Raw genomic sequence first — 22,260 nt, forward strand, 5'->3', positions numbered from 1 at the left:
CCGGCGTCGGCCGGGAGGACGGCGTCGTGGAGTCGCGCGTGCCCTGGCTGTGGGTGGGGGACTGGTCCCCGGTGCTGCCCGCCGCGGTGCTGTTCAGATGGGAGCAGGCACTCGCCGCGGTGCGTCCCCTGCGGCCGGACGGGCAGCCGAACCCCTGGTACTGCTCCCGCACACCGCCGCGCCCGGCGAGGAGAACCGCCCTGATGGTGTCCTGGCTGCTGTACGCACTTATCGAACGTGCCTGTTTCCAGCGCCTCACCACCGCACATCACCGACCCGGCAGCCAACCCACAAAGATCACGCAGCTCCCCGCCACCGAACCCTCTTCACAGGGCTGATCGAGGCGACGGCGCCCACCACGCCTTCTGGCGGAACTCCCAGAAGGCTGGGAGCCGCATCGAACCAGGCGATCCCAGCCGGCACCGACTGCGCCAACGCCACGCCATCCCGCGACGCCAGATGGGCACTCGCGAGCGCCAGCTGTCCGACCGCCCATCAGCGGGGCGGGCCGGCCGGTGCCGGCGGGTGCGCCGTGGCGCTGGTCGTTTTGGGGCTGGAGGAGACGATTGCGCGGGAGGGGGACGCTCGCCTGTCCGGCCGCGAGATCGCGGGCCTGTTGCGGGAGTTGGTGCGCGCACCGTCCACGCCGCCGCCGACTGCCCGTTGCGCTGGGCCCACGCTCCAGGACTGTCCGGCGGGCCAGGAGCAGAGTCGGAGCCGAAGGGTTCGGCGGTGACGGTGCTGTGGAAGATGCGCGCCTGCCTCGTCGAACCCGCTGCGACGGACGCCCCGACTAACCTCCCATGCGGTCTGCGGCTTGTTGGCGGCGATCGCTGCCCGCAACGCGGCACCGACGGCCCGCGCCCTTGACGGCGGCCAGCGCGAATTCCCCACGTACGGTCAGTTGGCGCTTCACTCTGCTTGGCAGGAGAGCGGCGCCGTTCCTCTTGTCTTCAACGAGTGTGTGGACAGACGGTCTTGTCTCCGCGTGGAGTGCGGGGCTCATCTGGTGGGTGTGGGCACCGGCGAGGGGCCGGTGGGGTTCGGAGAACCGGCCTTGTCAGTGCGGCTCGGCGGCTCCGCCGGGGGCGCTGTGGTGCCGGTCGGCCAGGGCGGTGATTCCCGCTGTGGCCGCGGTGGCGAGGTCGGTGATCATGGCGTCGTCGACGAGCAGGTTGATGATGTACAGGGCGGACGCCAGGCTGCCGAGCAGCAGCAGGTGGGCCATCGCGGGGTCGACGGTCCCGGTCAGCTCTCCACGGGCCACGGCCCGTTCGATGATTTCGGCGAAAATGGCCTGTTCGGCGGCCAGGAAGGTGTCCTGGAACCGCGCTTCCAGTCCGGGATTGACGGCGATCTCGCTGATCAGGGCCGGTGTGAGCTGTCGGGCCGCCGGGGTGGCCCTGCGGGCGTGGAACGCGCGGACGAGCGCGAGCAGGTCCCCGTGCAACGAGCCGGTGCCGGCCAGCGTCGGCAACTGCTGCTCGAACATGGTGGCAGCGAACGCCATCTCGGCCTTGGACGCGTAGCGGCGGTAGATCGCCGCCTTGCCCACGCCGGGACGCGGTTCAGCGACGGACTGTGGAGCGAGGACCTTGCCGCCATGAGCACGGCGGGCAGCGCGTAATGGCTGAGCCTGGAAAGCTTCGGCCCACTGCTCATCCTGGTCGGCCTGACCGTGCTGTGGCTGGACCGCCGCGACCACCCCGCCGGCGTTCGTCGCCTGGGCGTTGGGGGCCTGGACCGTCGTCGACGCCGTAGTCCTCCCGCTCACGCCCTGGCCGCTCATCGCGCTTGCGTGTGCCCTGCTGCTGATCGGAGCCCGCCGCGCCCGCCGCGACAACCCCGTACCCCACGCCGCCACCCGGGACGCGGGCCTGAACGGTTCGTAGCTGGTCAAGACGCCTCGCGGCGGGCCTGCCGTGCTGGGTTCAGGAGCGACCGGCGGTCGAGTCCCGGACGTTCAGCGTCCAGTCGTGGCGACGTACGACGCCGGGCTCGGCCGTCCCGGCCAGCAGTTCGCTCAACAGGGCCGCGCAGGCACGCCCGTACTCAGCAGGTCGCAGGTCGACCGCCGTCACCTGCGGGCTCGAACCGCGCGCCGTGGCGCCGTCCACACACGCGGCCACCAGCAGACCGGTCCCCGTCCGCAGGCCCGCATGCACCGCAGCCGCGAGAACCCCGGGCACCGCGCCGTCAGGGGCGCACACCACCGCGTCCAGTTTCGGGATCCCGGCGATCAGGTCTGCGGTGGCGGCCTCGGCCTCGGCCGGTGTGGCCGCGAACGGGACCGTCCGCACGACCGTCTCGATGCCCTCGCGCCGGCCCCAGGCGTCCGCGGCGGCGCGCAGTGCGGCAGCCCAGTCGGAGCCCGGGTCGGGAACGAGCAGGGCGGGGCGTCGGGCGCCGCGCTCGGCGAGGTGGTCCAGCAGTGCGGCCAGCGAAGCTGCGTTGTCGCACACCACGGAACCGCTGGGCGCGACGCCCCCGCCGAGATAGCGCTCGCCGGTGACCACCGGCACGCCCGCGCCCAGCAGGTCCGGGACGGACGGGTCGTCGACCTCGGGGTCGATCACCAGCACGCCGTCCACCCGGGAGGCGAGCCCCCCGCCGGACGCCGTGCCGGGGGCGAGCAGGACCAGGTCCAACCCGTCCTCCCGGGCACGCTCCACCGCACCGAACGCCAGGTTCATGTAGTAGTCCAGGCGGGTCCCCGTGCGCGGCAGGTACAGGCCGATCGCTCCGGTGCTGGACCGGCGCAGGCTGCGCGCCGCGGTGTTCGGCCGGTATCCGAGTTCCCGGGCCACGTCCTGGATGCGCCCGCGCGTGGCCTCGGACACCCGGCCGGAACCGCCGAGCGCGTTCGAGGCCGTGCTCTTGGACACGCCGGCCGCCCGGGCCACGTCGATCAGGGTTACGGAGCGGCTGGTCACAGCCCGGAGTCTAGACGCAGCCCCGCACCGACCTTCCACTCCCGTACGCCGCTCCTTGCTGGAACGTTCCAGCAAGCTTAGAGTGGACCTGCTGGAACGTTCCAGCATCAGCTGCGCCGCCCTATCCGACCCACCCCTCAGGAGGCACCCGCATGACGTGCGGATTCGACGTTGTGGAGACCGGCATCGCCGACCTGCGCGCGGCGCTGGAGAAGGGCGAGAGCACCGCGGTCGACCTGCTCGACGCCTACCTCGCGCGGATCGACGCCTACGACCGGCCCGGGACCGCCACCGCGCTCAACGCGATGGTCGTGATGAACCCGCACGCCCGCGCCGAGGCCGAGGCCTCCGACGCGCGCCGCGCGCGCGGCGAGACCCTCGGCCCGCTGGACGGCATCCCGTACACCGCGAAGGACAGCTACCTCGCCAAGGGACTGACGGCGGCGGCCGGTTCACCGGCCTTCGAGCGGCTCATCGCCCAACGCGACGCCTTCGCCATCGAGCGGCTGCGCGCCGGCGGGGCCGTCCTCATCGGGCTGACCAACATGCCGCCGATGGCGAACGGAGGCATGCAGCGCGGCGTGTACGGCCGCGCGGAGAGCCCGTACAGCGCCGACTGGCTGACCAGCGCCTACGGCTCCGGCTCCTCGAACGGCTCGGGCACCGCGACGGCGGCCTCCTTCGGCGCCTTCGGACTCGGTGAGGAGACCTGGTCCTCGGGCCGGGCACCCGCCTCGAACAACGCGCTGTGCGCCTACACGCCGAGCCGCGGCGTGATCTCGGTCCGCGGCAACTGGCCGCTGGTGCCGACCATGGACGTCGTCGTCCCGCACACCCGCACCATGGCCGACCTGCTCGAACTGCTCGACGTCGTCGTCGCTGACGACCCGCAGACCCGGGGCGACCTCTGGCGCGCCCAACCGTGGGTGGCGCTGCCGGCGGCCTCGCAGGTGCGCCCGACCTCGTACCCGGCGCTCGCGCCCACCGACGCCACGGCGGCGCGCGCCGCGCTGGCCGGCAAGCGGGTCGGCATCCCGAAGATGTACATCAACGCCGACCCCGAGGCCGGAACGAACCCCGACGGCGGCATCGGCGGCCAGACCGGTCAGCGGATCGACACCCGCCCCTCGGTGATCGCCCTGTGGGAGGCCGCCCGCCGTGACCTGGAGGCGGCCGGCGCCGAGGTGGTCGAGGTCGACTTCCCCGTCGTCACGAACTACGAGTCCGACCGCCCCGGCGCGCCTTCGCTGCTCACCCGCGGCCTGGTCAGCCGTGACTTCCTCAAGGTCGAGATCGAGGACCTGTCCGCCTGGGCATGGGACGACTTCCTGCGCGCCAACGGTGACCCGGAGCTCAGCACCCTGGCCGAGGTCGACGGCGACCGCATCTGGCCCCAGTACCCGGGCGAACTCCCGGACCGGTACGACGGTTTCGACGACACCATCCCCGACTACCCGCGCTTCGTGCGCGAGCGGCCGTACGCCTCCTTCACCGACATGCCGCACCTCGAAGAGGGACTGCGCGGACTGGAGGAGACCCGCCGGGTCGACCTGGAGCTGTGGCTGGACGGGCTGTGCCTGGACGCGGTGGTGTTCCCCACCGTCGCCGACGTGGGACCCGCGGACATGGACGTCTCCGAGGCGTCCGCCGACCTGGGCTGGCGCAACGGTGTCTGGGTCGCCAACGGCAACCTCGTCCCCCGCCACCTGGGCATCCCCACGGTGACCGTGCCCATGGGCACCATGACGGACACCGGCATGCCCGTCGGCCTGACCTTCGCCGGCCGCGCCTACGACGACAACGCCCTGCTCACCCTCGCGGCGGCCTTCGAGGCGACCGGCACCCGCCGGACGGAGCCGTCGCGCACGCCCCGGCTCGCGGCCGAGTGACCTGACAGCATCGCGCCGGGCGTAGGACAGCCGCCGGTTGGGCGGACTCCGGCCCGGCGCCATACTGATCGTTCCGGCCTGTCCAGGTTGGTGTTGAAGGCGGTCGCCCCCGGCAGCAGAGGTTCCTGGACGCCGGCGCTCGATGAGCACTTCGGCCACGAGGAGCACGGGGCGCTGCACACCGCCGGGCCACCAGGACCGGCCCAGTGGCAGGACCCCCAGCTTGCCCGGGACTTCGAACACATCGGACGCTGGCAGCGGGGCGATCCCCGGCAGCGGATCCTCACCGAACTGCAGGCCCGGGCCGACGCCAGGCAGCTCATCACCTGGGACCTCAACATCGACTCCGACTCGACCGTGTGCCGGGCCCACCAGCACGGCGCCGGGGTGCGGAAAAGGGGGACGTGCAGAAGGAGCCGCCCGGTGGCCGGCGTTACCGCCGAGCCGGACGACCAAGGCGTACACGTTCCGGGGGAACCGCGCCTACCTACGTCGTCGCGGGATCTTCCTTACCGCCATCAACGAGTGGTTGTGACGTACTGGTCCGACGACAACTCGAACACCCGGACTCGCCGCCCGCCGACGGGATTGACGGTCTCACGGACCGGACGCATCCCCAGTTTGGTCATGATTCGTTCGGAGGCTTCGTTGCCCACTTGGGCGATGCTGACGATCCGCTCCAGCCCCCGCTCTTCGAACCCGAACCGTACAGCGGCCGCAGCGGCCTCGGTGGCCAGGCCCTGCCCCCAGTGGGAACGTCCCAGCCGCCAGCCGACCTCGACCGCCGGCAGCACCTCCGGCAAGAAGTCGGGCACCGAGAGGCCGGTGAACCCGGCCAGTTCGCCAGTGGACCGGATCTCCACGGCGAACAGGCCGAAGCCCTGCGACTCCCACTCGCTCTCCCATGCCTGGATCCCGCCGCGAGTCTGCTGTTCGTCACGGACGCTGCCGTCACGGATCCATCGCATGACCTCGGGGTCAGCATTGATGGCAGCCATGGGCGCAACGTCTTCCTCGCGCCAGCGACGCAGGACCAAACGGGGAGTCTCAAGTGTGACCATCCAGTCATTCTGAATCACAGAACGGGCTCTCCGCCATACTCACCAGCCTTTGCGATACACGCCTTGGCGCACAGGCCGTTGCCCGACGCAGCGCGGCCCACACCTCTCCCAGACCGGCACCGCCGACGTCGCCGAACGCGCCGTCTGGCCACCTGTGTTGACGGACTCCGAGTCGGTCTGCGCGACAGTCACGCAGACCTCGGCCGACGGGATGTGGGGGAGGGGTCGGGCCGGGGCCCAGCGGCAACTGGGCCGAGGGCCGGCAGCCGACCGGCCTTCCACGGCGGATGCGACCTTCGGCGGCCCGGACGCCCAAGGTCGGCGTGGAGCCGGGCTGCGGGGAGGCATACGGCTTCGCTGGGGAAGACGTGACGCTACGGGCTGGCAAGTGGCCTGCTCATGGCCCCGATGTGGGTACGGCGCTGGTCGAGACGAGCCGGGTGACGTCGACGGTACCGGCCCCGGCCTGCGGCTCGGGAATGAGGGCCCACAACGTCGCGAGGGCGGCGAAGGCGGCCAGCAGGGCGGCGGCTCCCGTGCGGCCCTTCGCCCAGCGGGCCCGGAACCGGATCGGGTCCTCCACCAGGGCCTTGGAGAGCCAGGCGGCAACGAGGGACACCGCGAGGATGACGACCGTACGGCTCCAGCCCGTCAGGCCGAGGCGTTCTTCGCTCAGGAGCAGGTAGATGGGCCAGTGCCACAGGTAGAGGCTGTAGGAGACCAGGCCGCACCAGCGCAGCGGAGGTGCGGCGAGGACGCGACCGGCGAGGGTACGGGGTGCGTGGGCGAGGCAGGCGATGAGCAGGGCTGCGGCCAGCGCGTGGAGGAAGAGTCCGCCGTGGAAGAGGGAGAGGTCCTTCTGCCCGTCGGCCAGTGCCCAGTACGCCCCGATCCCGCATGCCAGGGCCAGACTTCCCCAGGCTGCGGTCCGTTCGCCGGCGCGTGCCAGGAGACGGGTCGCCGGTGGCGTGGCCATGAGGGAACCGAGGAGGAGCGAGAAGGCGCGGGTGTCGGTGCCCTCGTAGACGCGCGTGGTGTCGACGGGATTGGTGAACACCACCATGAGGACCAGGGAGACGACGGCTCCGGCCGCGGCTGCGAGGGCGACGCGTCGGCCGCCGTTGCGGCCGCGGGCCAGCAGGCCGATGGCCAGGGGCCAGACCAGGTAGAACTGCTCCTCGACCGCGATGCTCCACAGGTGGCCGAAGACCCGGGTGTCGGCCGCGTTCCAGTATCCGACCTGGTCGGCGATGAAGTGCCAGTTGGCGAGGTTGGCCGCCACCCAGGGCGCGTCGTCGAGGGCGTAGCGGAGCAGGGACGGTGGGCCGAATGCCCAGACCAGGAGCAGGGTGCCCGCGATCGTCACGGCGAGTGCGGGCAGTAGGCGGCGTGCGCGCCGCCCCCAGAAGGCCAGGAGGTCGACGCGGCCGCCCCGCACCTGCGCCTCCGTCAGGAGAAGGCCGGTGATCAGGAAGCCGGACAGGACGAAGAACAGGTCGACTCCGAGGAAGCCGCCGCTGAAGTGGCCCGCGTGGAAGAGCAGCACGCCCAGGACCGCCACTCCGCGCAGGCCATCCAAAGGCGGGATGTGACGGTTGCCGGACGGTACGGGGACGATCACCGCGCGAGGGCGACGGTGGGTGCGCACGGATGTGGTTGAGGGGGACATGGGTCTCCAACGAGATGAGCGAGCCGGCTCGGTTTCGGGCTCAGCCCGAAGCGGGCCGAGGCGGGCCGGCCACCGAGCCCAGCCGCCTTGCGGCTGGGCTGACCGGCAGGGCGGTGGCCGGCCCGAGGCGGACTACTTGCAGCCGAACGGGGCGTAGACCTTGTCGCCGGTCCACGACCCCGCGGCCCACTCGTCCACGGCGGCCGGGGTGAAGCCGTACTGCTTGTGCAACTGCTCGCCGAACCATGCGGCGAACGCGGCCGAGCCCTGCTGGCAGGAGTGGATGCCGTCCTTGCCGCGCTGTGCCTTGGCTGCCGTGCTGTCGGTGCCCCACAGGGCGGAGGCGTCGAGGAAGCGGACCGTGTGGGGATGCCTGTCCGCGACTGCCTTGGCGGACTTCGGTGCGGTCTTGATCGCGGCCTCGTGTGACTTGTAGAAGTCATCCACCTTGAAGGGGGGCGCGGACACGATGAGAAGTTCGGCGCCGGCGTCGTTCACCGTCTTGGCCAGGCGTTCGTAGGCGGCGCGTTGTTCGTCCGGGGTCCCCCAGTCGTAGGTGGTGATCTGGTAGGCGACGACGTCCGGCTTGAAGGACTTCAGCTCCTTCGGGAGCTGTTCCCAGGTGGGCTGCGCGATCTCCCCGACGACACCGCCGCCTCCCGCGGCGGCGATCGACTTGAACGCCACGTGGCCGGCCGTCATCGCCGCACCGAGGGGCGGTGCCTGAACCTCGCCGATGGAGTCGCCCATCCACAACATCCGGTGCGGCTTCGCGGTGTTCTGCTGGCCGTCGGGCGTCTGCTGGTCGGCAGACGAGGCGGTTGTGCGGTCGGTGGTGGGGGAGGAGCGGTCGCCGGATGCCTGGCAGGCGGTGAGCGCGAGCGCGGCCGTCGTGGCGGCGAGTACGAGGCCCGCGGTACGGCGCGTGGGTCGCGGAAGGGCGGAGGGCGTGTTCTTGCTGTTCATGTCTCCAGCACAATCCGCGAGGAGGCTGTTCGGGCGGGTCGTCATCGTTCGCTCACGTACCGGAAGAAGTTCGGCCATGGAGGGCGGGCATCACCGTCATCCGGCCTTCGGGAAGCTGAAGGCGTAGCCCTGGTCGGCGAGCCAGGGAAGAAGTCGTTGCAGCGCCTCCACCGTCTGGGCGCGGTTTCCGCCGCCGTCGTGGAGGAGGACCGTCGGCCCAGTGGAGAGCTGCTCCTGCACCGTGCGGACGATCGTGTCCGCGCCGGGCTGCCGGAAGTCGCCGGGGTCGACGTTCCAACCGAGGTTGCGCATCCCGCAGGCTGCCGCGATCTGGCGGCTCTGCGCTGTGAAGGCGCCGCCCGGGGCCCGGTAGTACCAGATCCGTTCGCCACCGGACGCCTCGTCGATCATGCGCTTGGCGTCCAGGATCTCCTTCTCCTGGTAGGACACCGGCTTCTTGTCCATGGCGACGTCGTGACGGACCGAGTGATCGCACAGCCGGTGGCCCTCGGCGACGATCCGCCTGACAAGGTCGGGATGGGCGACGGCATTGGGGCCGGTCAGACAGAAGACGGCCTTGGCTTTGTACCGCTTCAGCAGCTCCAGGACCTTCGGAGTCCAGCGCGGGTCCGGACCGTCGTCGAGGGTGAGGTTCACCGCCTTCCCGTCGTCCTCCGACTCCCGGACGATGGCCATGTCCACGGTCGGCGCGGGTAGTGCGGAATCGATCGTCGTGCTCGCCCCAGCTGTCGTGCCGCCGACTGCCCCAGCGCTCTGACCAGCACTCTCGTCCACCAGAACGGCGAAGGCGACCGTTGCGCTCAGCGCCAGAGCGGCAGCGACGACCACCATCCGCCGCACGGTGCCGACGCGCCTGGCATCAAGGTCCCCGGAGCTGTGCGTGTCGTTGTTCGCGTCGTTGTTCATGCGGCCGACGGAACCTGCCGCCGTACCGCGAACGGCTGGCCGTCATCGTTTCGTCAAGGAATGCGGAACCGGGCGTCATACGCTTCCAGCACCCTGGTCAGAGAACACCGCCCCCACGCCGCCCAGCCCGAGAAGAGCGCAACCCGATGGCACGAGTCCTGCTCATCGAAGACGACCCCGCCGTACAAAAGGGCGTCACCCTCGCGCTGAAGCGCCGTGGCCATGAAGTGGAGGTCGCGGCGAGCGGCGAGACGGGACTCCTCACCCTGGAACGCCACCGGCCCGACCTGGTGCTGCTCGACCTGATGCTGCCGGGGATGAGCGGTTTGGAGGTGTGCCGCCGGATCCGGGAGAGCAAACAGATCCCGATCATCATCCTCTCCGCACGCGGCGACGAGATCGACATGGTCGTCGGCCTGGAAGCCGGCGCCGACGACTACATCATCAAACCCGCCAGCGGGGAGATCATCGAGGCCCGCATGAAAGCCGTCCTGCGCCGGGTCGCCCCCGCCCAGGACAGCCCCGCGGCCACGCCCACGACAACGGGGGCGGAACACCACGGCGACCTGGCCGTGGACCGCGCCAGCCTGGTCGTGTCCAAGCACGGCGCCGAGTTGGTACTGGCTCCCTCCGAGCTCAAGCTGCTGCTGTTCCTCACCGCCACGCCCGGCCAGGTCTACTCCCGCCACCAGCTCCTGGAACAGGTCTGGGAGCACTCCTTCTACGGCGACGTCCGGCTCGTCGACGCCTGCGTGATGCGGCTGCGCGCCAAGATCGAGGACGATCCGCGCAAGCCGGTGTACGTGCAGACGGTGCGCGGCTTCGGCTACCGCTTCGGCCCGCTGTGAAGAACCTCAGGCTCCGCTTCCCCAGGGGGCTGCGGGCACGCCTCGTGGTCGCCGTGCTGCTGGCCGTCGCCTTCGGCGCACTGCTCACCGCGGGCCTCACCTTCCGCCAGGCCCGCGCCTCCGTCCTCGAACGCACCCAGCACACCGTCGTCGCCGACCTGCGCATCCAACTCGACTCCCTCGCGCCCGGCTTGACCTTCCCACCCCGCACGGAGGACCTGCGGAGCCTGTCCCTCCAACTCGACCGGGCCGGAGGCTCCCGCGCCTGGCGTTCCACGGCCTCGTACCGAGGCGGCACACCGGTCTCGGCCTCCCACGACGCTCCGCCCGTGCCCGAAGAGCTCCGCGAAGCCGTCCAGACAAGCGGCCAGGCGACCTACCAGCGCATCGAACGCGACGGCCGCCCCTGGCTGGCCGTCGGCATGCCCGTCGCCTACGCCGCGGACCCCGCGAAGTCCGCGAGCGCGGGCCAGCCCTCCGGGCTGACCGTCTACGTCACCTCCCCCCTCGACGACGACCAGGCCGACATCGCCGCCCTGGTCTCCGCGGCCCAGGCCGGAGCCATCCCCGCCCTCGCCCTCGCCCTCGTCCCCGCCCTTCTCGCCGCCCGCAGCGTCCTACGCCCCGTACGACGCCTGCGCAACGGCGCCGAACGCATCACCGCCGGCGAACTCGGCACCCGCCTCGACACCGAGGGCCACGACGAACTGACCGATCTGACCCGCTCCTTCAACACCATGGCCGCAACCCTGCAGAAGGACGACGCCGAGCTGCGGCGCATGGAGGCAGGAGCACGCCGTTTCGCCGCCGACGTCGCCCATGAACTGCGCACCCCCCTCGCCGCCATGACCGCCGTCACCGAGGTCCTCGACGAGGACGCCACCTCCGGCGTCCTGCCCCCCGACACCGCCGACGCCGTCCAACTCATCTGCCAGGAGACCCGCACCCTCGCCCGCATGGTCGAGGACCTGATGGAGGTCTCCCGCTTCGACGCCAAAGCCGCCCCGCTACACGCCGAGGAAACGGACCTGCGCACCATCGTGACCAAAACCCTCCAACTGCGCGGTTGGACCGACGACGCACGCGTCACCGCCGACATCCCCACCCCAGTACCGGTACGCGCCGACCCCCGCCGCATCGACGTCATCCTCGCCAACCTCATCGGCAACGCGCTGCGCCACGGCCTCCCACCAGTCACCATCTCCGCCCGCGCCGAGCACGACCACGCGGTCGTCACCGTCACCGACCACGGACCCGGCATCCCCGACGACGTACTCCCGCACGTCTTCGAACGCTTCTACAAAGCCGACACGGCACGCGTCCGCTCCCCAGGCAGCGGCCTCGGCCTGGCCATCGCCTACGAAAACGCCCACCTGCACGGCGGAACCCTCACCGCGGCCAACACCCCCGACGGCGGCGGCGCCTTCACCCTCACCCTGCCCCTCACCGCCACCCCGCAGGACCGACCATGACCCGCCCCCCGTCCCGGTCCCGCCCCGGACGTGCCCTCCGTACCGCGGCAGTCGCCCTCGGGACCCTGCCCCTGTCCACCCTGCTCATCGCCACCACCGCCGGCTGTGCGATCGGCCCCACCCACCCCGTGCCCGCCGGCTCCCCGGCCTCCGGCATCCAGCAACCCGGAACCCAAGCCCGCTTCGCACGCCTCTACTTCGCCGGTCCCACGGGCCTGCGCGCCGTCTCACGCCCCACGGACCGACCACTCAGCCCCCAGCAAGCCCTCGACCTCCTCCTGGAAGGCCCCACCCCGGCCGAACGCCAACGCGGCCTGATCAGCCAAGTACCACCGATGGCGGGCCAGCTCACCGCCACCGCGACCGACGGGGCCGTCGACGTCTTCGTCCCCCAGAAAGTCAGCACCGGCGACCTCGATGTCACGGCCGTCAGCCAGATCGCCTGCACCGCCGCCCATGCCAACGTCCCCGGCAACAAACCCCCCACACAGATCGACATCCGCATCCACGAGAACAACATCCGTTCCCAGACTCCCTGGACCGTCCACTGCGGCCCCAACGGCAACGTGACACCGGTAACCGACTGACACACCACACGGAAATCGCCACCGCCCACAGCCCCTTGAGCGCCTGGCGCGCCCACACAGGCCCGAGGACCGCACCCCCGGAGCCACGTTCCCCGACGCCTGCAGCACGGTCGACGGCGACCGGGTGGCCGACGGCCAATGCCCTCGCCCTGGCTCACGATATCGGCGGGCTCGGGCGGCAATGCACGGCCAGCCGCCGGGTGGCGCCGGACGAGGTGGAAGGCGCGCTGCCACATCAGGGACGACTCTGGCGTGGCCGAGGCATTACTGAAGGGCACGGGGACGTCGAGCGCCGCGGTGGTCGCCGACCAGGAACTGGAGGAGACGACCAGGCACGAGGCCGCGCGCCTGCCCACTCGCGAGGTCGCAGCCCAGCTACGGGAGTTGGTGCGCACCTTTCACGGCGCTGCCGTCGACGGTCCGTTCCACGGGGCCCGCGCGGTTAGGGGTGCGCGTGGGGGCCTGCTCTGCCGCGACATCGAGGCGACCGCGCCCGCCGTGCGGCATCTGCTCTTCGACGTCGACCCGCGGACGGGGTCCGCCTCCGCGACCCGGCCGCCTTCCTGGGCCGCTGCCGGCGCGCGCAGGCTTCGGCCTCGCTGCGGCGGACGCCGAGGCGAGCCTCCTGCTGGCCGAGCGGCTGGGGCGTCGCCGGCGGGTCGCTGCTGCGGAGGTGCATCTGCATGCCCAGCCGGTCGCCTGGCACGTGGTCGCGTGTCCGCCCGGCGCCGGCGCCGCGGGCACGGAGGCCGCAGCCAACGGCGGCGCCGCATGAGCGCCGGCGTACTGGCCACTTTCGCGCTGTGCCGCGCCCTGTCGCCCCCGCGGCCGGCCAACCGCCCTGCGCCGCTGTCCTGTTTGCCGACCAGGCGCTGTTCGATCTGCTGACCTGGTGTGGCGCACTGGCGCCGATCTCACCGGCGACCTGCGGGCAGTCCTGGACCACCTGCGCGACCTCGTCCCTTGGCCGTGGTCGTGTTCGCCGACTGGCTCGGGCGTTTCGTTCGGGTCAACGGGCAGAATCGAGTCGGCCGGAGCGTGGAGGTGCTCTGATCGCCGGCCTACGCGATCCGTGCCGGGCCCGCGCCCGTCTACCGCGGCTGTGTGGCGATCTGGATCAGATTGCCGCAGGTGTCGTCGAAGACGGCGGTGGTGAAGGGGCCCATCTCCAGTGGGTCTTGAGTGAAGCGGACGCCGAGGCCGTGCAGGCGCTCGTACTCGGCGTGCACGTCGTCGACGGCGAACTGGGCGAGCGGGATGCCGTCCGAGACGAGCGCGTCGCGGTACGTTCCGGCGGCCGGGTGGCCCACGGGCTCCAGGAGGAGTTCGGTACCGTCGGGCGCTTCGGGGGAGACGACGGTCAGCCACCGGTCCGTCTCGCCGACCGGGACGTCGTGCTTCTTCACGAAGCCGAGGATCTCGGTGTAGAAGTGCAGGGCCTTGGCCTGGTCGTCGACGAAGACTTGCGTCAGATGGATCTTCATGGGGTGCTCTCCGGTCGGGGTGAGTCGGGCAGGGGCCATCGCTCGGCGATCTGCCGTAGCGGAGCCGTCAGTGCTTCCTCGCCCACCCCTACGAACGCACACCCGGGCACTTCCTCGTCTTCGTTGGCATGGCCGCCCCCTGGCCAGCCAGCCGGTCCCCGACGCTACTGAGGCTGGCCCGTCCCCGGCAGGGGCGCTGCGGGGATCTTGCTGCGGGCTGTCAGCGCTCTTGGAAGACCGGGGTGACTTCCAGTTTCCCCTCGTCCGTGTTGCTCACGGGCAGGTTGACCGCGACGGGGACGGTGACGTGGTGCGTCTCGTTCGGAGGGGTCACCACGAGGGCGGTGCCGCGGACGCCTGAGCCGCCGGTGTTGTTGATCGGATAGGCGATGTTGGCGGTGGCCCTCTTTCCCGCCTTGAGGGTGAACGGGATCCCCACTTCCTGCTTGTTGCGGTCCACCGACTGTGTGCCGTAGTTGGTCTTCAGGTCGACGCCCGGGAACCCCTCCATCCGGCAGTTGCCGCCGGTGTTCGTGAACGTGATGAGGATGTCGCCCAGACCTTGGCGGGCCTCGCCTTGGTTCTTCGCCGTGATCCGCAGATTCGAGGTGCGGCACGTCGGCGCCTTCGAGGTCGTCGAGGAGGCGTGCGAGCCGTTCCCGGACGACGGCTTGGACCCGCTGGAGGAGTTGGCCGACGACCCGCTCGGCGAATCCGAGGACGGCGCCGCGGTCGAGGAGGAGCCGCCCTTGCCGCTGGCGTCCGTGGAGTCGCTCGCCTGACATGCTGTGAGCGCGACGGTGGCGGTCAGTCCGACGGCGGTGGCGGTAACGGCCCTACGGACGGATGTGCGGTGCATGGTGTCCTCCTCGGTAGCTGCGGACGTGTCGCCCGGCGCGGTTCGGTGTCCGGCGCCGATCTTCTCACCGCGGACGACAACCAATGTTCCAGCCCTGCGCTGTCGTCCGGCTAACGTCTGGGTAACTCCTGGCCCGGGGTGGCCCGCGCCGCGCCGGCGAGCGCCCCATCGGAGTGCTGGTTCGTGGCGGGGCCGCCACGACCGGCTGACGCCGCCAGGCGACGGTCGCCCATCTGCTCCGCACCCGCTGTTGGTTGCCGGGCCCTGGGAGCACCTTCGTCCCGTCAGCCGCCGTTCCGGCCGGGCCCGTCCCGGCTCCGCCGGCGCCCTGGTCGCATTCGGTCCTGGCTTCGTCGCCCCGCCGGTCGGCCGTCTCGCGTGTGGAATGCCCGTTCGGGGCCCGTCGCCGTCCGCTCGCCGCGCCGCTGCCTGTTGACGTCCGAAGCGGTTGCCGTGGCGGCGGTCAGGCGGGCGAAGGCGAGGCCTTAGGTGGTGACGATGCTCGCGCCGAGGCGCGGGCCTTGTCGGTGATCGCGGACACGTCGTCAGTCAGGAACGGGGGCGTGGGGTAGTCCGTCGCGTCCTGGATCGCGACCAGTTGGCACAGGCCCGACCAGCACCGGCGAGCGCGCCGCGGTGCTCGCCGCTCTGAAACTGGAGGAGACGATCAAGCTGTCGTCGGTCGATGGGGCGTGGTCGCGGGGCGGGAGGAGTTCGTGCAGGGCCGTGACGGCGGTGAGGTCGATCGCCAGTATCGCGAAGAGCAGGCCGACGGTGTCCGCGATGCCCACGCGTGAGCAGGAGGGGGGTACATGCGATCGCGCGCAGCCTTGTTTGCGGTTCAGGTCGTCGAGGTGATCGCTCGGGTGACGGCTGCGATCGGCGGGGTGGGGTGGCTGGGGAGGCGTGCCACGAGTACGCGGCGGATCTCGGGGGGCGCGCCGTCGACGCGCAGCAGGCTCACCCCGGGCGGCAGCACCGGTGAGAGCCGGGACGGCACCGTCGTCACGCCGAAGCCGCCGGCGACCAGTTGGAGCTTCGTCAGCCAGTCGCGCGCGGAGTGGATGACGCGAGGCCGTCCGGGCAGGCCGGGCCAGACGCCGAGCAGCGACTCGGAATTCGAGGACGGGCTGGCGATCCAGGCGGCGTCGACCAGCTCGTCGACGTGCACGGTGGTGCGCCCGGCGAACTCTCCGGGCGAGGGAGCCGCCACGACCAGTTCGGTGTCCGCGACGGTCTCGACGTGCAGGCGCGGGGAGTCGCCGTCGAAGGGCCGGTGGGGTGGGCGGGAGGTCAGCACGGCGAGGTCGAGCGAGCCGGCGCGCAGTGCCCGGATCAGGGTGGGTGTGGTGCCCTCGCGGGTGGTGACCGTGACCTGAGGGTCGGCTGCCGCGAGGTGTGCGAGTGCGGCGGGCAGGATCGCCGCGCCGGCGATCGGGACCGCCCCAAGCCGCACCAGTTCGGTCCGCGGGACGGTGCCGGTGAGTTCGCGCTCGGCCGCTGCGAGCGAGGCCAGGACGGTGTGGGCGTGCCGCAGCAGCGTCAAGCCGGACGGAGTGAGTCGCACCCCGTCCGGGCGACGTTCGAACAGGGTGGTGCCGGTGGCGCGTTCGAGGGCGACGGCCTGGCGGGAGACGGCCGACTGCGTGTAGCCGAGTCGGGCGGCTGCCGCGGTGAAGCTGCCGGACTCGGCGATCTGCCGCAGGACCCGAAGGCCCGCACTGGAGATGTCCATGCGGCACACGCATACCACAGATGCCAGATCATCGCTTCCCGCATGCCCACCCAACTCCTAGTGTCGATCCCACAAGCACGGACGAACACGGAGGTCATCACGTGCGAGCAGCAGTTCTGACGCAGTTCGGCGCCCCGCTCACGGTGCGGGAGGTGTCCGACCCCGAGGCCGGGGGAGGTGAGGTGGTGGTCGAGGTCCTCGCCGCCAGCGTGGCGCCCTACGCGGCCGAAGTCTTCAGCGGCCAGCGGAACTACCCCCTGGTCCCTCCTGTCGTGCCGGGCGTCGGCGGCGTGGGGCGGATCGTCCGCGTCGGCCCGGACGCCACCCGGCTGCGCGTCGGCGACCTGGTGTGGTGTGACTCGACGGTGCGCTCGCGGGACGACGCCCTGACCCCCGACATCACGCTTCAGGGCTGGAGCTCGCGCGGCGAGGGCGGCGCGCGGCTCGCCCGCCACCTGCACGACGGTTCGTTCGCCGAACTCATGCGGGTCCCGACGGAGAACGTCTTCCCGCTGCCCACCGCGGCAGGGGACGACCCGGCCCGCTGGGCCGCACTCACCGTGCACGCCATCTCCTACGGCGGGCTGCTGGCAGGCGGTCTCGCCGCCGGCGAGACGCTGCTCGTCAGCGGGTCCACCGGCAACCTCGGCAGCAGCGCGGTCGCGGTCGCGTTCGCGATGGGAGCGGGCCGCGTGGTCGCCCCGGGCCGCAACCAGGCCGCGCTCGACCTCCTCGCCGACCGGTTCGGTCCGCGGCTGCGCCCGGTCCCGCTGACCGGGGACGAGGCCACCGACCGCGCGGCGATGTCCGCGGCGGCCGACGGGCCGATCGACATGGTGATCGACCTGCTTCCGCCGAGCGCACCCAGCTCGGTTGCGCGCGCGGCGGCCATGACCGTGCGCGAGTACGGCCGCGTCGTCCTCATGGGCGGCGTCGGCATGCTCGGTGGCGACGACCTCGCACTCCCGTACCCATGGATCATGCGCAACTCGATCACCGTGCGTGGACAGTGGATGTACCCGCGCACGGCCAACGTCGGCATCATCCGGCTCCTCGCCTCAGGCACGCTGGACCTCGCCCCCGAACGAGTCCGGACGTTCGGCCTCGATGCCGTCAACGACGCCCTCGCGTACGCCGCCGCGCACGGCGGCCCGTTCGACCGCACCAGCCTCACCCCGTCGGCCGGCTGACCAGGCCCACTGACCCCACCACCCGCACGACCACCATTCCTACCTACGAGCGCAGGCGGCCATACGGCTGCTGTTTGACGTGCACGAAACGCATCGGGGCTCGGCCAGGTAGTGCTTCCTGGCGAAGCTGCCCGTGTCCACTCGGTGCGGATGCCGAGTTTGACCAGGCGTCCGTTTCGCGTGTAAGGGGGCCGAGGGCACGGCAAGACGGTCGCGGTGCATCAAGCTCTGCACCTGCTGTCGCGCCGCACGCCGGTGCATCGTGCACCGGTGGCGGTGAAACCGGCGTTGCCGCGGCTGCGGGCCGCGCTGCTCACTGCGTTCGGCCTGCCCGCCACGGCGTTGACGAACCGCACGGACGCCGCCGACCGCGCCCTGCTTCAGGCAATCCGAGCCCCCGGTGCGCTGGTCATCGACGACGTGCAACGCATCGCCGCGCTCCGCCCTCGGACCGTGTCTGCTGCGGCCCAGAACTGCCTGCCCTCAAGAGGGAGTCACCCGCGATGCTGGAGACGCACCGCCAGCGCCGGGCACTGGTTGACGGCGCGGCGGGCGCCGTGCTCCTGCCAGGGGGCGACGGGGATGGTGGCGGACGTGGGATAGCCGTGCGGGCCGAGGCGAATGAGGTCGGGGGCCAGCACGGCGCACAGGCCGTGGCCGGTGCAGCGGGACCAGTCCACCTCCAGCCGGGCGCCCTTCGCACGGGGGAGGGGCAGCACTCCGCGTACGCGGCGGCCGCAGCCGGGACCGGACAAGTGGGCGTCGACGTCCTCGGAGAAGACGTCCAGCGCGGAGAGCAGGAAGCGGGCCGTGCCGTTCGGGTGCGAGCAGGCGCCGCCGGCCTGGGCCACGCTGAGCGCGCCCCGGGCGTCCTCCAGTACCGCGGGCCCGGCAGCGCCGGTGGCCAGCATGGCCAGGGCCTCGGCGGCTTCGGGCAGGCCGCGTTTGCACGGTCCGCACTGACCGGTGGACTCGGTCGCCAGCCAGGCCGCGACCTGGGCCGTCTCGCCGACCGGGCAGGTGTCGTCGGGGAGCGTGACGATCGCGCCCGCGCCGAGGGTGCCACCGAGGGCGACGAGCCCGGTGCGGGAGAGCGGCGCGTCGACTGCGTCCCACGGCCGCAGCCAGGCACCGTGATAGCCGCCCACCAGCACGCCGGCGCCCGGCTGTAGCCCACAGGCGTCCAGTACCGGGCCCAGCCGGGTCCCGGTCGGTGCTTCGACCACCAGCGCATCCGTGCCTGGCCGGTTGACGGTGAGCAAGATCGTGCCGGGTTCGGCGGCGGTGCCGACCGAGGCGTAGGCGTCGGGGCCGAGTCGGGCCGCCAGGGCGAGCTGGGCCCAGGTCTCGGCGTTGGAGAGCAGCGTCGGACGGCGACGGACCCCGCCCGCTGCGCCTTTGGCCGCACGGGCCTTCAGCGGCGCCGGTGCCACCGGCAGACCGTTGACGCCGCGGATCAGAGCGCCGGATTCGCCGGCGACGAAGCGCTCGGGCAGACATACGGTCCGGGCCGGGCAGGGAAGTTCGCGTTCGGCGAGGGCGGCCGGCACCGAGATCTCTCCGGGGCTGTCCGCGCCGACGCCGACCACGATCTCCTCGGCGCCGAACGCGTCCGCCGCCAGGCAAGCGCCGTCCAGGACCAGGTGTGGCACGCGGGCCAACAGCATCTTGTCCTTGGCGCTGGCCGGTTCGCCCTCCGCGCCGTTCACCACGATGACCGGCGCCGTACCGGTGCGGTCAGCGGTGGCGAGCGTGGCCCGGGCCTTGCGCGCGAACGGGAAGCCGGCGCCGCCGCGGCCGGACAGGGCGAGCGCTTCGGCCAGCGCGAGCAGTTCGTCCCGATCCGATGGCGGGAGGGGTGGGTGAGTGCGGGTGTGGGCGGCGAGGTCCAGGCGCTGGCGGTGGTCCAGGCCGGCGGTCAGCCGGGCGGTCCCCAGCCAGCGAACCTCGGGCAGTTCGAGCGGGACGTTCTTCATTGGCCGCTCCTGGGCCGGGCCAGGCGGAGCGGCCGGGGCCCTTGTCTCATGGCGTGTTTGGGTTGCCGGGGCGCGCCGGCGCCCGGCTCGGGCTGCCGGGCCGGCATCGTCGGCCCGGCGGACCCGGCGGACCCGGCGGACCCGGCGGACCCGGCGGACCCGGCGGACCCGGCGGACCCGGCGATCCGGTGGGCGCCGGTGGTGGGCCGAGCGGAGTGCGCTGACAGGGCAGCCAAGGCATCCGGGCGGACGGCAGCAGGCCGATATGCCTTGGCGCTGCGCCGGCTCCGGGGCCGGTGGCGGCCCAGGTGAGAAAGGCTGCGGACCAGCAGGGCGAGCGCCACCAGCGCCGCGCACAGGCCGTAGCCCCAGAAGACCCACGCGTGTGCCTTGCGTCCCGCCGCCAGTCCGTGCGCCAGGGAGACCGGCCAGCAGACGTATGCCATCGAGTGCAGCACCCGCCACAACCAGGGGCGGTGGCCGGCGAACCGGCCGCGGAGCACGCCGGTGGCCGTGATCAGGACGAACAGGTCGGCGGCGATCGTACCCAGGCTCACCGTGAGGGCGGTACTGCCGGCAAAGGGGACCACCGCGGTCTGTGGAGCGGCGTGCTCTTCGACGACCTTGACCGCGATGTGGGTGGCCAGGAATCCGAGTGCCGCGACGGCGCTCGCCCGGTGCACGGACTGCACGGCCACCCGAAGTCTGGGAGTCAGCACCAGTCGGTCGGTGGCGGCGAGCCCGCATACCACCACGGCGGTCAGCGAGAGCAGGGTGAAGACGCCGGCGAAGTGGTCCAGGAAGGCCATCACCCGGCCGAGCGGTGCGACCGGTGCCGCGCCGGATCCAGGCCGGGCGAGCGGGGCGAAGCTAGACATAGGACACCTTCTTCGTGCGCTCGGGTCGCGCAGCCGGGCGTGGCCGAACCGGATCGGGGATCTGCATGCCCACGTCGGGGAGGGCACCGCTGGGGGAGTGGTACCGGCGGCACTGCACGGCAGGGCACATCGTTAGCTCGAACCCGGCTCAGCGCCAACCACTACTGGTACGGCCCACGACCGTAGTGATCCCCGGCAACGACGCCGCTTCCTCGGGGACACGGCTGCTGTGGGCTACGCCCGTGCCTAGTAGATGTCGATCGCGCCGTGACCAAGCTCACCCGTGCAGCCATGGGCAGGGCCAAGGTCCTTGGCTGAGCGATTACTCACCCGGCTTCCCCATGACCAAGCGGCCTGACGCCAACTTCATCGACCTCGCCGAACTCCACAGCCGCCGCGTCATCGTCTGCTCCGAACTCAAAGCCGGCGACCGCTTCGACGAATCCCGCGTCAAACTCCTCACCGGCAGCGACATCATCAAAGCCCGCCGGATGCGACAGGACCTCTTCTCCTTCGTCCCCACCCACAAGCTCTTCCGCCTGGGCAACCACCGCCCCGAAGTCGGCACCGGCGGCTTCGCCTTCTGGCGCCGTATCCGCCTGGTCCCCTTCGAACGCGTCGTCCCCGACGCCCGCAAGGTCGACAACCTCGCCGACATCCTCGTCACCGAAGAAGGCCCCGGCATCCTGACCTGGCTCATCAACGGCGCCGCTCGCTACCTCGCCGGCGAGAAGGATCTGATCGGCCCCGAACGGGTACGCCTGGCCACAACGGCCTACGCGGAGACGGAGGACCACATGGGACGCTTCCTTGCCGAGACTTGCAAGATCGACACCGGACTCCGTGCCGAGCAAAAGCACCTCTATCTCGCCTACACCCGCTGGTGCGAAGGCGAAGGAGCCACCCCCGTCTCCTCCCGCGCCTTCGCCGGCCGCGTCCGCGAGACCCTGGGCATGAGCTACTCCAACTCCAAGAAGTACTGCCCAGGCATCGGCCTCATCGCCGACATCACCGAGGAGAACGCGTGAGCGCCCTGATCGACCCCAAGGACTCACGCACGAAACCGACATCGTGTGGCTCGAGGACATCACCCACCTCGACTACGTCCGCCAAAGCCTCCACCGCGTCTCCAGCCGTCGCCAACCCCCCTACCACCGCGACGGCCGCCTCGTCGGCTACGCCACCCTCGGCACCACCGCCAAGGCATCCCGCGCCTCCGGCACCTTCCTGCGCCGCGTCTTCTGGCTCGCCCCCCGCGACCACGACCAACAACCCAACGGCCTCTACGCCACCGCCGCACCCTCCGAAGCCGTCGACCCCCGCACCCTCCACCTGGCGCCGGCAGCTGGCCAACGGACACCGCTCCCGCCAGGAACTGGCCGTCGCCGAAAGGGCGCGCACCCGTGCCATCCGCGGTGTCGAAGTCCCGCGGTTCCCGGGGCTGTTCCAGACCGCCGGCTACGCCCGGCACCTGTTCACCGCCAACGCCGCCTTCCGCAACACCCCGCGCGACACTGAGCCCGCCGTCCGGGCCCGCATGCAGCCCCAAGAGGCCCTGTATGAGGCGGGCAGGTCCTTCCGCTTCGTCGTGTGGGAGGCCGCCCCGTACGCGCAGGTCTGCCCGCCGGAGGTGATGGCCGCGCAACTGGACCGGCTGTGCGGCCTGATCGGCATGGACACCGTCGAACTCGGCATCGTCCCCTTCGCCGCTCCACTGCGGCGCCCCCCGCACACGGGTTCTGGATCTACGACGAGCGGCTCGTGACGGTCGAGACGATCAACGCCG

20 protein-coding genes and 2 pseudogenes are annotated in these 22,260 nt (G+C 71.7%); 10 read left to right on the forward strand and 12 right to left on the reverse strand.

The annotated features are described in order from the left end of the window. Positions 1 to 26: 26 nt before the first annotated feature. A complete protein-coding gene (locus ACJ6WD_RS37845; protein ID WP_407617512.1) occupies positions 27 to 338 on the forward strand; it encodes a hypothetical protein in 312 nt (103 codons plus the stop codon). Between the two features lie 722 nt (positions 339 to 1,060). Here the strand turns inward: ACJ6WD_RS37845 and ACJ6WD_RS37850 are convergent. Together ACJ6WD_RS37850 and ACJ6WD_RS37855 are read right to left on the reverse strand one after the other, a co-directional pair. Continuing rightward, positions 1,061 to 1,774, reverse strand: a complete 714-nt coding sequence (locus ACJ6WD_RS37850; RefSeq protein ID WP_407617513.1) for a TetR-like C-terminal domain-containing protein — start codon at positions 1,772 to 1,774, stop codon at positions 1,061 to 1,063. 157 nt (positions 1,775 to 1,931) lie between these two features. Continuing rightward, positions 1,932 to 2,933: a LacI family DNA-binding transcriptional regulator gene (locus ACJ6WD_RS37855; RefSeq protein WP_233661698.1), complete on the reverse strand. Its 1,002-nt coding sequence runs from the start codon at positions 2,931 to 2,933 to the stop codon at positions 1,932 to 1,934. 152 nt (positions 2,934 to 3,085) lie between these two features. On the opposite strand from ACJ6WD_RS37855, the gene ACJ6WD_RS37860 reads away from it, so the two are divergent. Then, complete coding sequence (locus ACJ6WD_RS37860; RefSeq protein ID WP_407617514.1) at positions 3,086 to 4,822, forward strand: amidase; 1,737 nt, start codon at positions 3,086 to 3,088, stop codon at positions 4,820 to 4,822. A 518-nt stretch (positions 4,823 to 5,340) separates the two neighbouring features. On the opposite strand, the gene ACJ6WD_RS37865 is transcribed toward ACJ6WD_RS37860, so the two are convergent. The 4 genes from ACJ6WD_RS37865 to ACJ6WD_RS37880 form a co-directional block, all read right to left on the reverse strand. Further along, positions 5,341 to 5,883, reverse strand: a complete 543-nt coding sequence (locus ACJ6WD_RS37865; protein WP_407617515.1) for a GNAT family N-acetyltransferase — start codon at positions 5,881 to 5,883, stop codon at positions 5,341 to 5,343. Between the two features lie 397 nt (positions 5,884 to 6,280). Further along, positions 6,281 to 7,552, reverse strand: coding sequence for an acyltransferase family protein (locus tag ACJ6WD_RS37870; protein WP_407617516.1), 1,272 nt, complete (start codon positions 7,550 to 7,552; stop codon positions 6,281 to 6,283). A 132-nt stretch (positions 7,553 to 7,684) separates the two neighbouring features. Further along, on the reverse strand, positions 7,685 to 8,518 hold the full coding sequence (locus ACJ6WD_RS37875) for an SGNH/GDSL hydrolase family protein (protein WP_407617517.1): 834 nt from the start codon (positions 8,516 to 8,518) through the stop codon (positions 7,685 to 7,687). A 96-nt stretch (positions 8,519 to 8,614) separates the two neighbouring features. Beyond that, on the reverse strand, positions 8,615 to 9,445 hold the full coding sequence (locus ACJ6WD_RS37880; RefSeq protein WP_407617518.1) for a polysaccharide deacetylase family protein: 831 nt from the start codon (positions 9,443 to 9,445) through the stop codon (positions 8,615 to 8,617). Between the two features lie 146 nt (positions 9,446 to 9,591). On the opposite strand from ACJ6WD_RS37880, the gene ACJ6WD_RS37885 reads away from it, so the two are divergent. From ACJ6WD_RS37885 to ACJ6WD_RS37895, 3 genes are read left to right on the forward strand one after another with little or no spacing between them, the layout of a single operon-like run. Further along, the gene (locus tag ACJ6WD_RS37885) at positions 9,592 to 10,293 is read left to right on the forward strand and encodes a response regulator (RefSeq protein WP_376436564.1); all 702 of its coding nucleotides are present in this window, start codon (positions 9,592 to 9,594) and stop codon (positions 10,291 to 10,293) included. Next, positions 10,290 to 11,765 carry a sensor histidine kinase gene (locus ACJ6WD_RS37890; protein WP_407617519.1) on the forward strand — a complete coding sequence of 492 codons (1,476 nt, stop codon included), beginning with the start codon at positions 10,290 to 10,292 and terminating at the stop codon, positions 11,763 to 11,765. The genes ACJ6WD_RS37885 and ACJ6WD_RS37890 overlap by 4 nt, the downstream gene beginning before the upstream one ends. Next, entirely contained in the window at positions 11,762 to 12,352 is a 591-nt protein-coding gene (locus tag ACJ6WD_RS37895; RefSeq protein WP_407617520.1) for a hypothetical protein, read from the forward strand. Before ACJ6WD_RS37890 ends, ACJ6WD_RS37895 begins: the two co-directional genes overlap by 4 nt. 1,091 nt (positions 12,353 to 13,443) lie before the next feature. Here ACJ6WD_RS37895 and ACJ6WD_RS37900 read toward each other — a convergent pair. Together ACJ6WD_RS37900 and ACJ6WD_RS37905 are read right to left on the reverse strand one after the other, a co-directional pair. Then, the gene (locus ACJ6WD_RS37900) at positions 13,444 to 13,836 is read right to left on the reverse strand and encodes a VOC family protein (RefSeq protein ID WP_376443725.1); all 393 of its coding nucleotides are present in this window, start codon (positions 13,834 to 13,836) and stop codon (positions 13,444 to 13,446) included. Positions 13,837 to 14,056: 220 nt separating this feature from the next. Then, complete coding sequence (locus tag ACJ6WD_RS37905; RefSeq protein ID WP_233661724.1) at positions 14,057 to 14,437, reverse strand: DUF4232 domain-containing protein; 381 nt, start codon at positions 14,435 to 14,437, stop codon at positions 14,057 to 14,059. On the opposite strand from ACJ6WD_RS37905, the gene ACJ6WD_RS37910 reads away from it, so the two are divergent. Beyond that, positions 14,385 to 14,618: a hypothetical protein gene (locus ACJ6WD_RS37910; RefSeq protein WP_376580834.1), complete on the forward strand. Its 234-nt coding sequence runs from the start codon at positions 14,385 to 14,387 to the stop codon at positions 14,616 to 14,618. The genes ACJ6WD_RS37905 and ACJ6WD_RS37910 overlap by 53 nt on opposite strands. A 622-nt stretch (positions 14,619 to 15,240) precedes the next feature. Here ACJ6WD_RS37910 and ACJ6WD_RS37915 read toward each other — a convergent pair. Next, entirely contained in the window at positions 15,241 to 15,486 is a 246-nt protein-coding gene (locus ACJ6WD_RS37915; RefSeq protein ID WP_376436555.1) for a hypothetical protein, read from the reverse strand. A 50-nt stretch (positions 15,487 to 15,536) separates the two neighbouring features. After that, entirely contained in the window at positions 15,537 to 16,430 is an 894-nt protein-coding gene (locus ACJ6WD_RS37920) for a LysR family transcriptional regulator (protein WP_407617521.1), read from the reverse strand. Between the two features lie 101 nt (positions 16,431 to 16,531). Here ACJ6WD_RS37920 and ACJ6WD_RS37925 point away from each other — a divergent pair, with 101 nt between their 5' ends. Beyond that, positions 16,532 to 17,620, forward strand: a complete 1,089-nt coding sequence (locus tag ACJ6WD_RS37925; protein WP_407617522.1) for an alcohol dehydrogenase catalytic domain-containing protein — start codon at positions 16,532 to 16,534, stop codon at positions 17,618 to 17,620. Between the two features lie 494 nt (positions 17,621 to 18,114). Here ACJ6WD_RS37925 and ACJ6WD_RS37930 read toward each other — a convergent pair whose 3' ends face one another. Both ACJ6WD_RS37930 and ACJ6WD_RS37935 read right to left on the reverse strand, forming a co-directional pair. Then, positions 18,115 to 19,596, reverse strand: coding sequence for an NADH-ubiquinone oxidoreductase-F iron-sulfur binding region domain-containing protein (locus tag ACJ6WD_RS37930; RefSeq protein ID WP_407617523.1), 1,482 nt, complete (start codon positions 19,594 to 19,596; stop codon positions 18,115 to 18,117). Further along, the gene (locus tag ACJ6WD_RS37935) at positions 19,593 to 20,474 is read right to left on the reverse strand and encodes a hypothetical protein (RefSeq protein WP_407617524.1); all 882 of its coding nucleotides are present in this window, start codon (positions 20,472 to 20,474) and stop codon (positions 19,593 to 19,595) included. The genes ACJ6WD_RS37930 and ACJ6WD_RS37935 overlap by 4 nt, the downstream gene beginning before the upstream one ends. 314 nt (positions 20,475 to 20,788) lie before the next feature. On the opposite strand from ACJ6WD_RS37935, the pseudogene ACJ6WD_RS37940 reads away from it, so the two are divergent. From ACJ6WD_RS37940 to ACJ6WD_RS37950, 3 genes and pseudogenes are all read left to right on the forward strand, one after another. After that, a pseudogene (locus tag ACJ6WD_RS37940) lies at positions 20,789 to 21,502 on the forward strand (phage/plasmid primase, P4 family); the annotation flags it as partial. Then, a pseudogene (locus ACJ6WD_RS37945) lies at positions 21,499 to 21,806 on the forward strand (DUF6009 family protein); the annotation flags it as partial. The pseudogenes ACJ6WD_RS37940 and ACJ6WD_RS37945, both read left to right, overlap by 4 nt. 109 nt (positions 21,807 to 21,915) lie before the next feature. Beyond that, the gene (locus ACJ6WD_RS37950; RefSeq protein ID WP_308401821.1) at positions 21,916 to 22,239 is read left to right on the forward strand and encodes a Scr1 family TA system antitoxin-like transcriptional regulator; all 324 of its coding nucleotides are present in this window, start codon (positions 21,916 to 21,918) and stop codon (positions 22,237 to 22,239) included. The last annotated feature ends 21 nt before the right edge of the window (positions 22,240 to 22,260 follow it).

Origin of the sequence: Streptomyces sp. VTCC 41912 (assembly GCF_045799175.1) — a bacterium.
GTDB lineage: Bacteria > Actinomycetota > Actinomycetes > Streptomycetales > Streptomycetaceae > Streptomyces > Streptomyces albulus_C.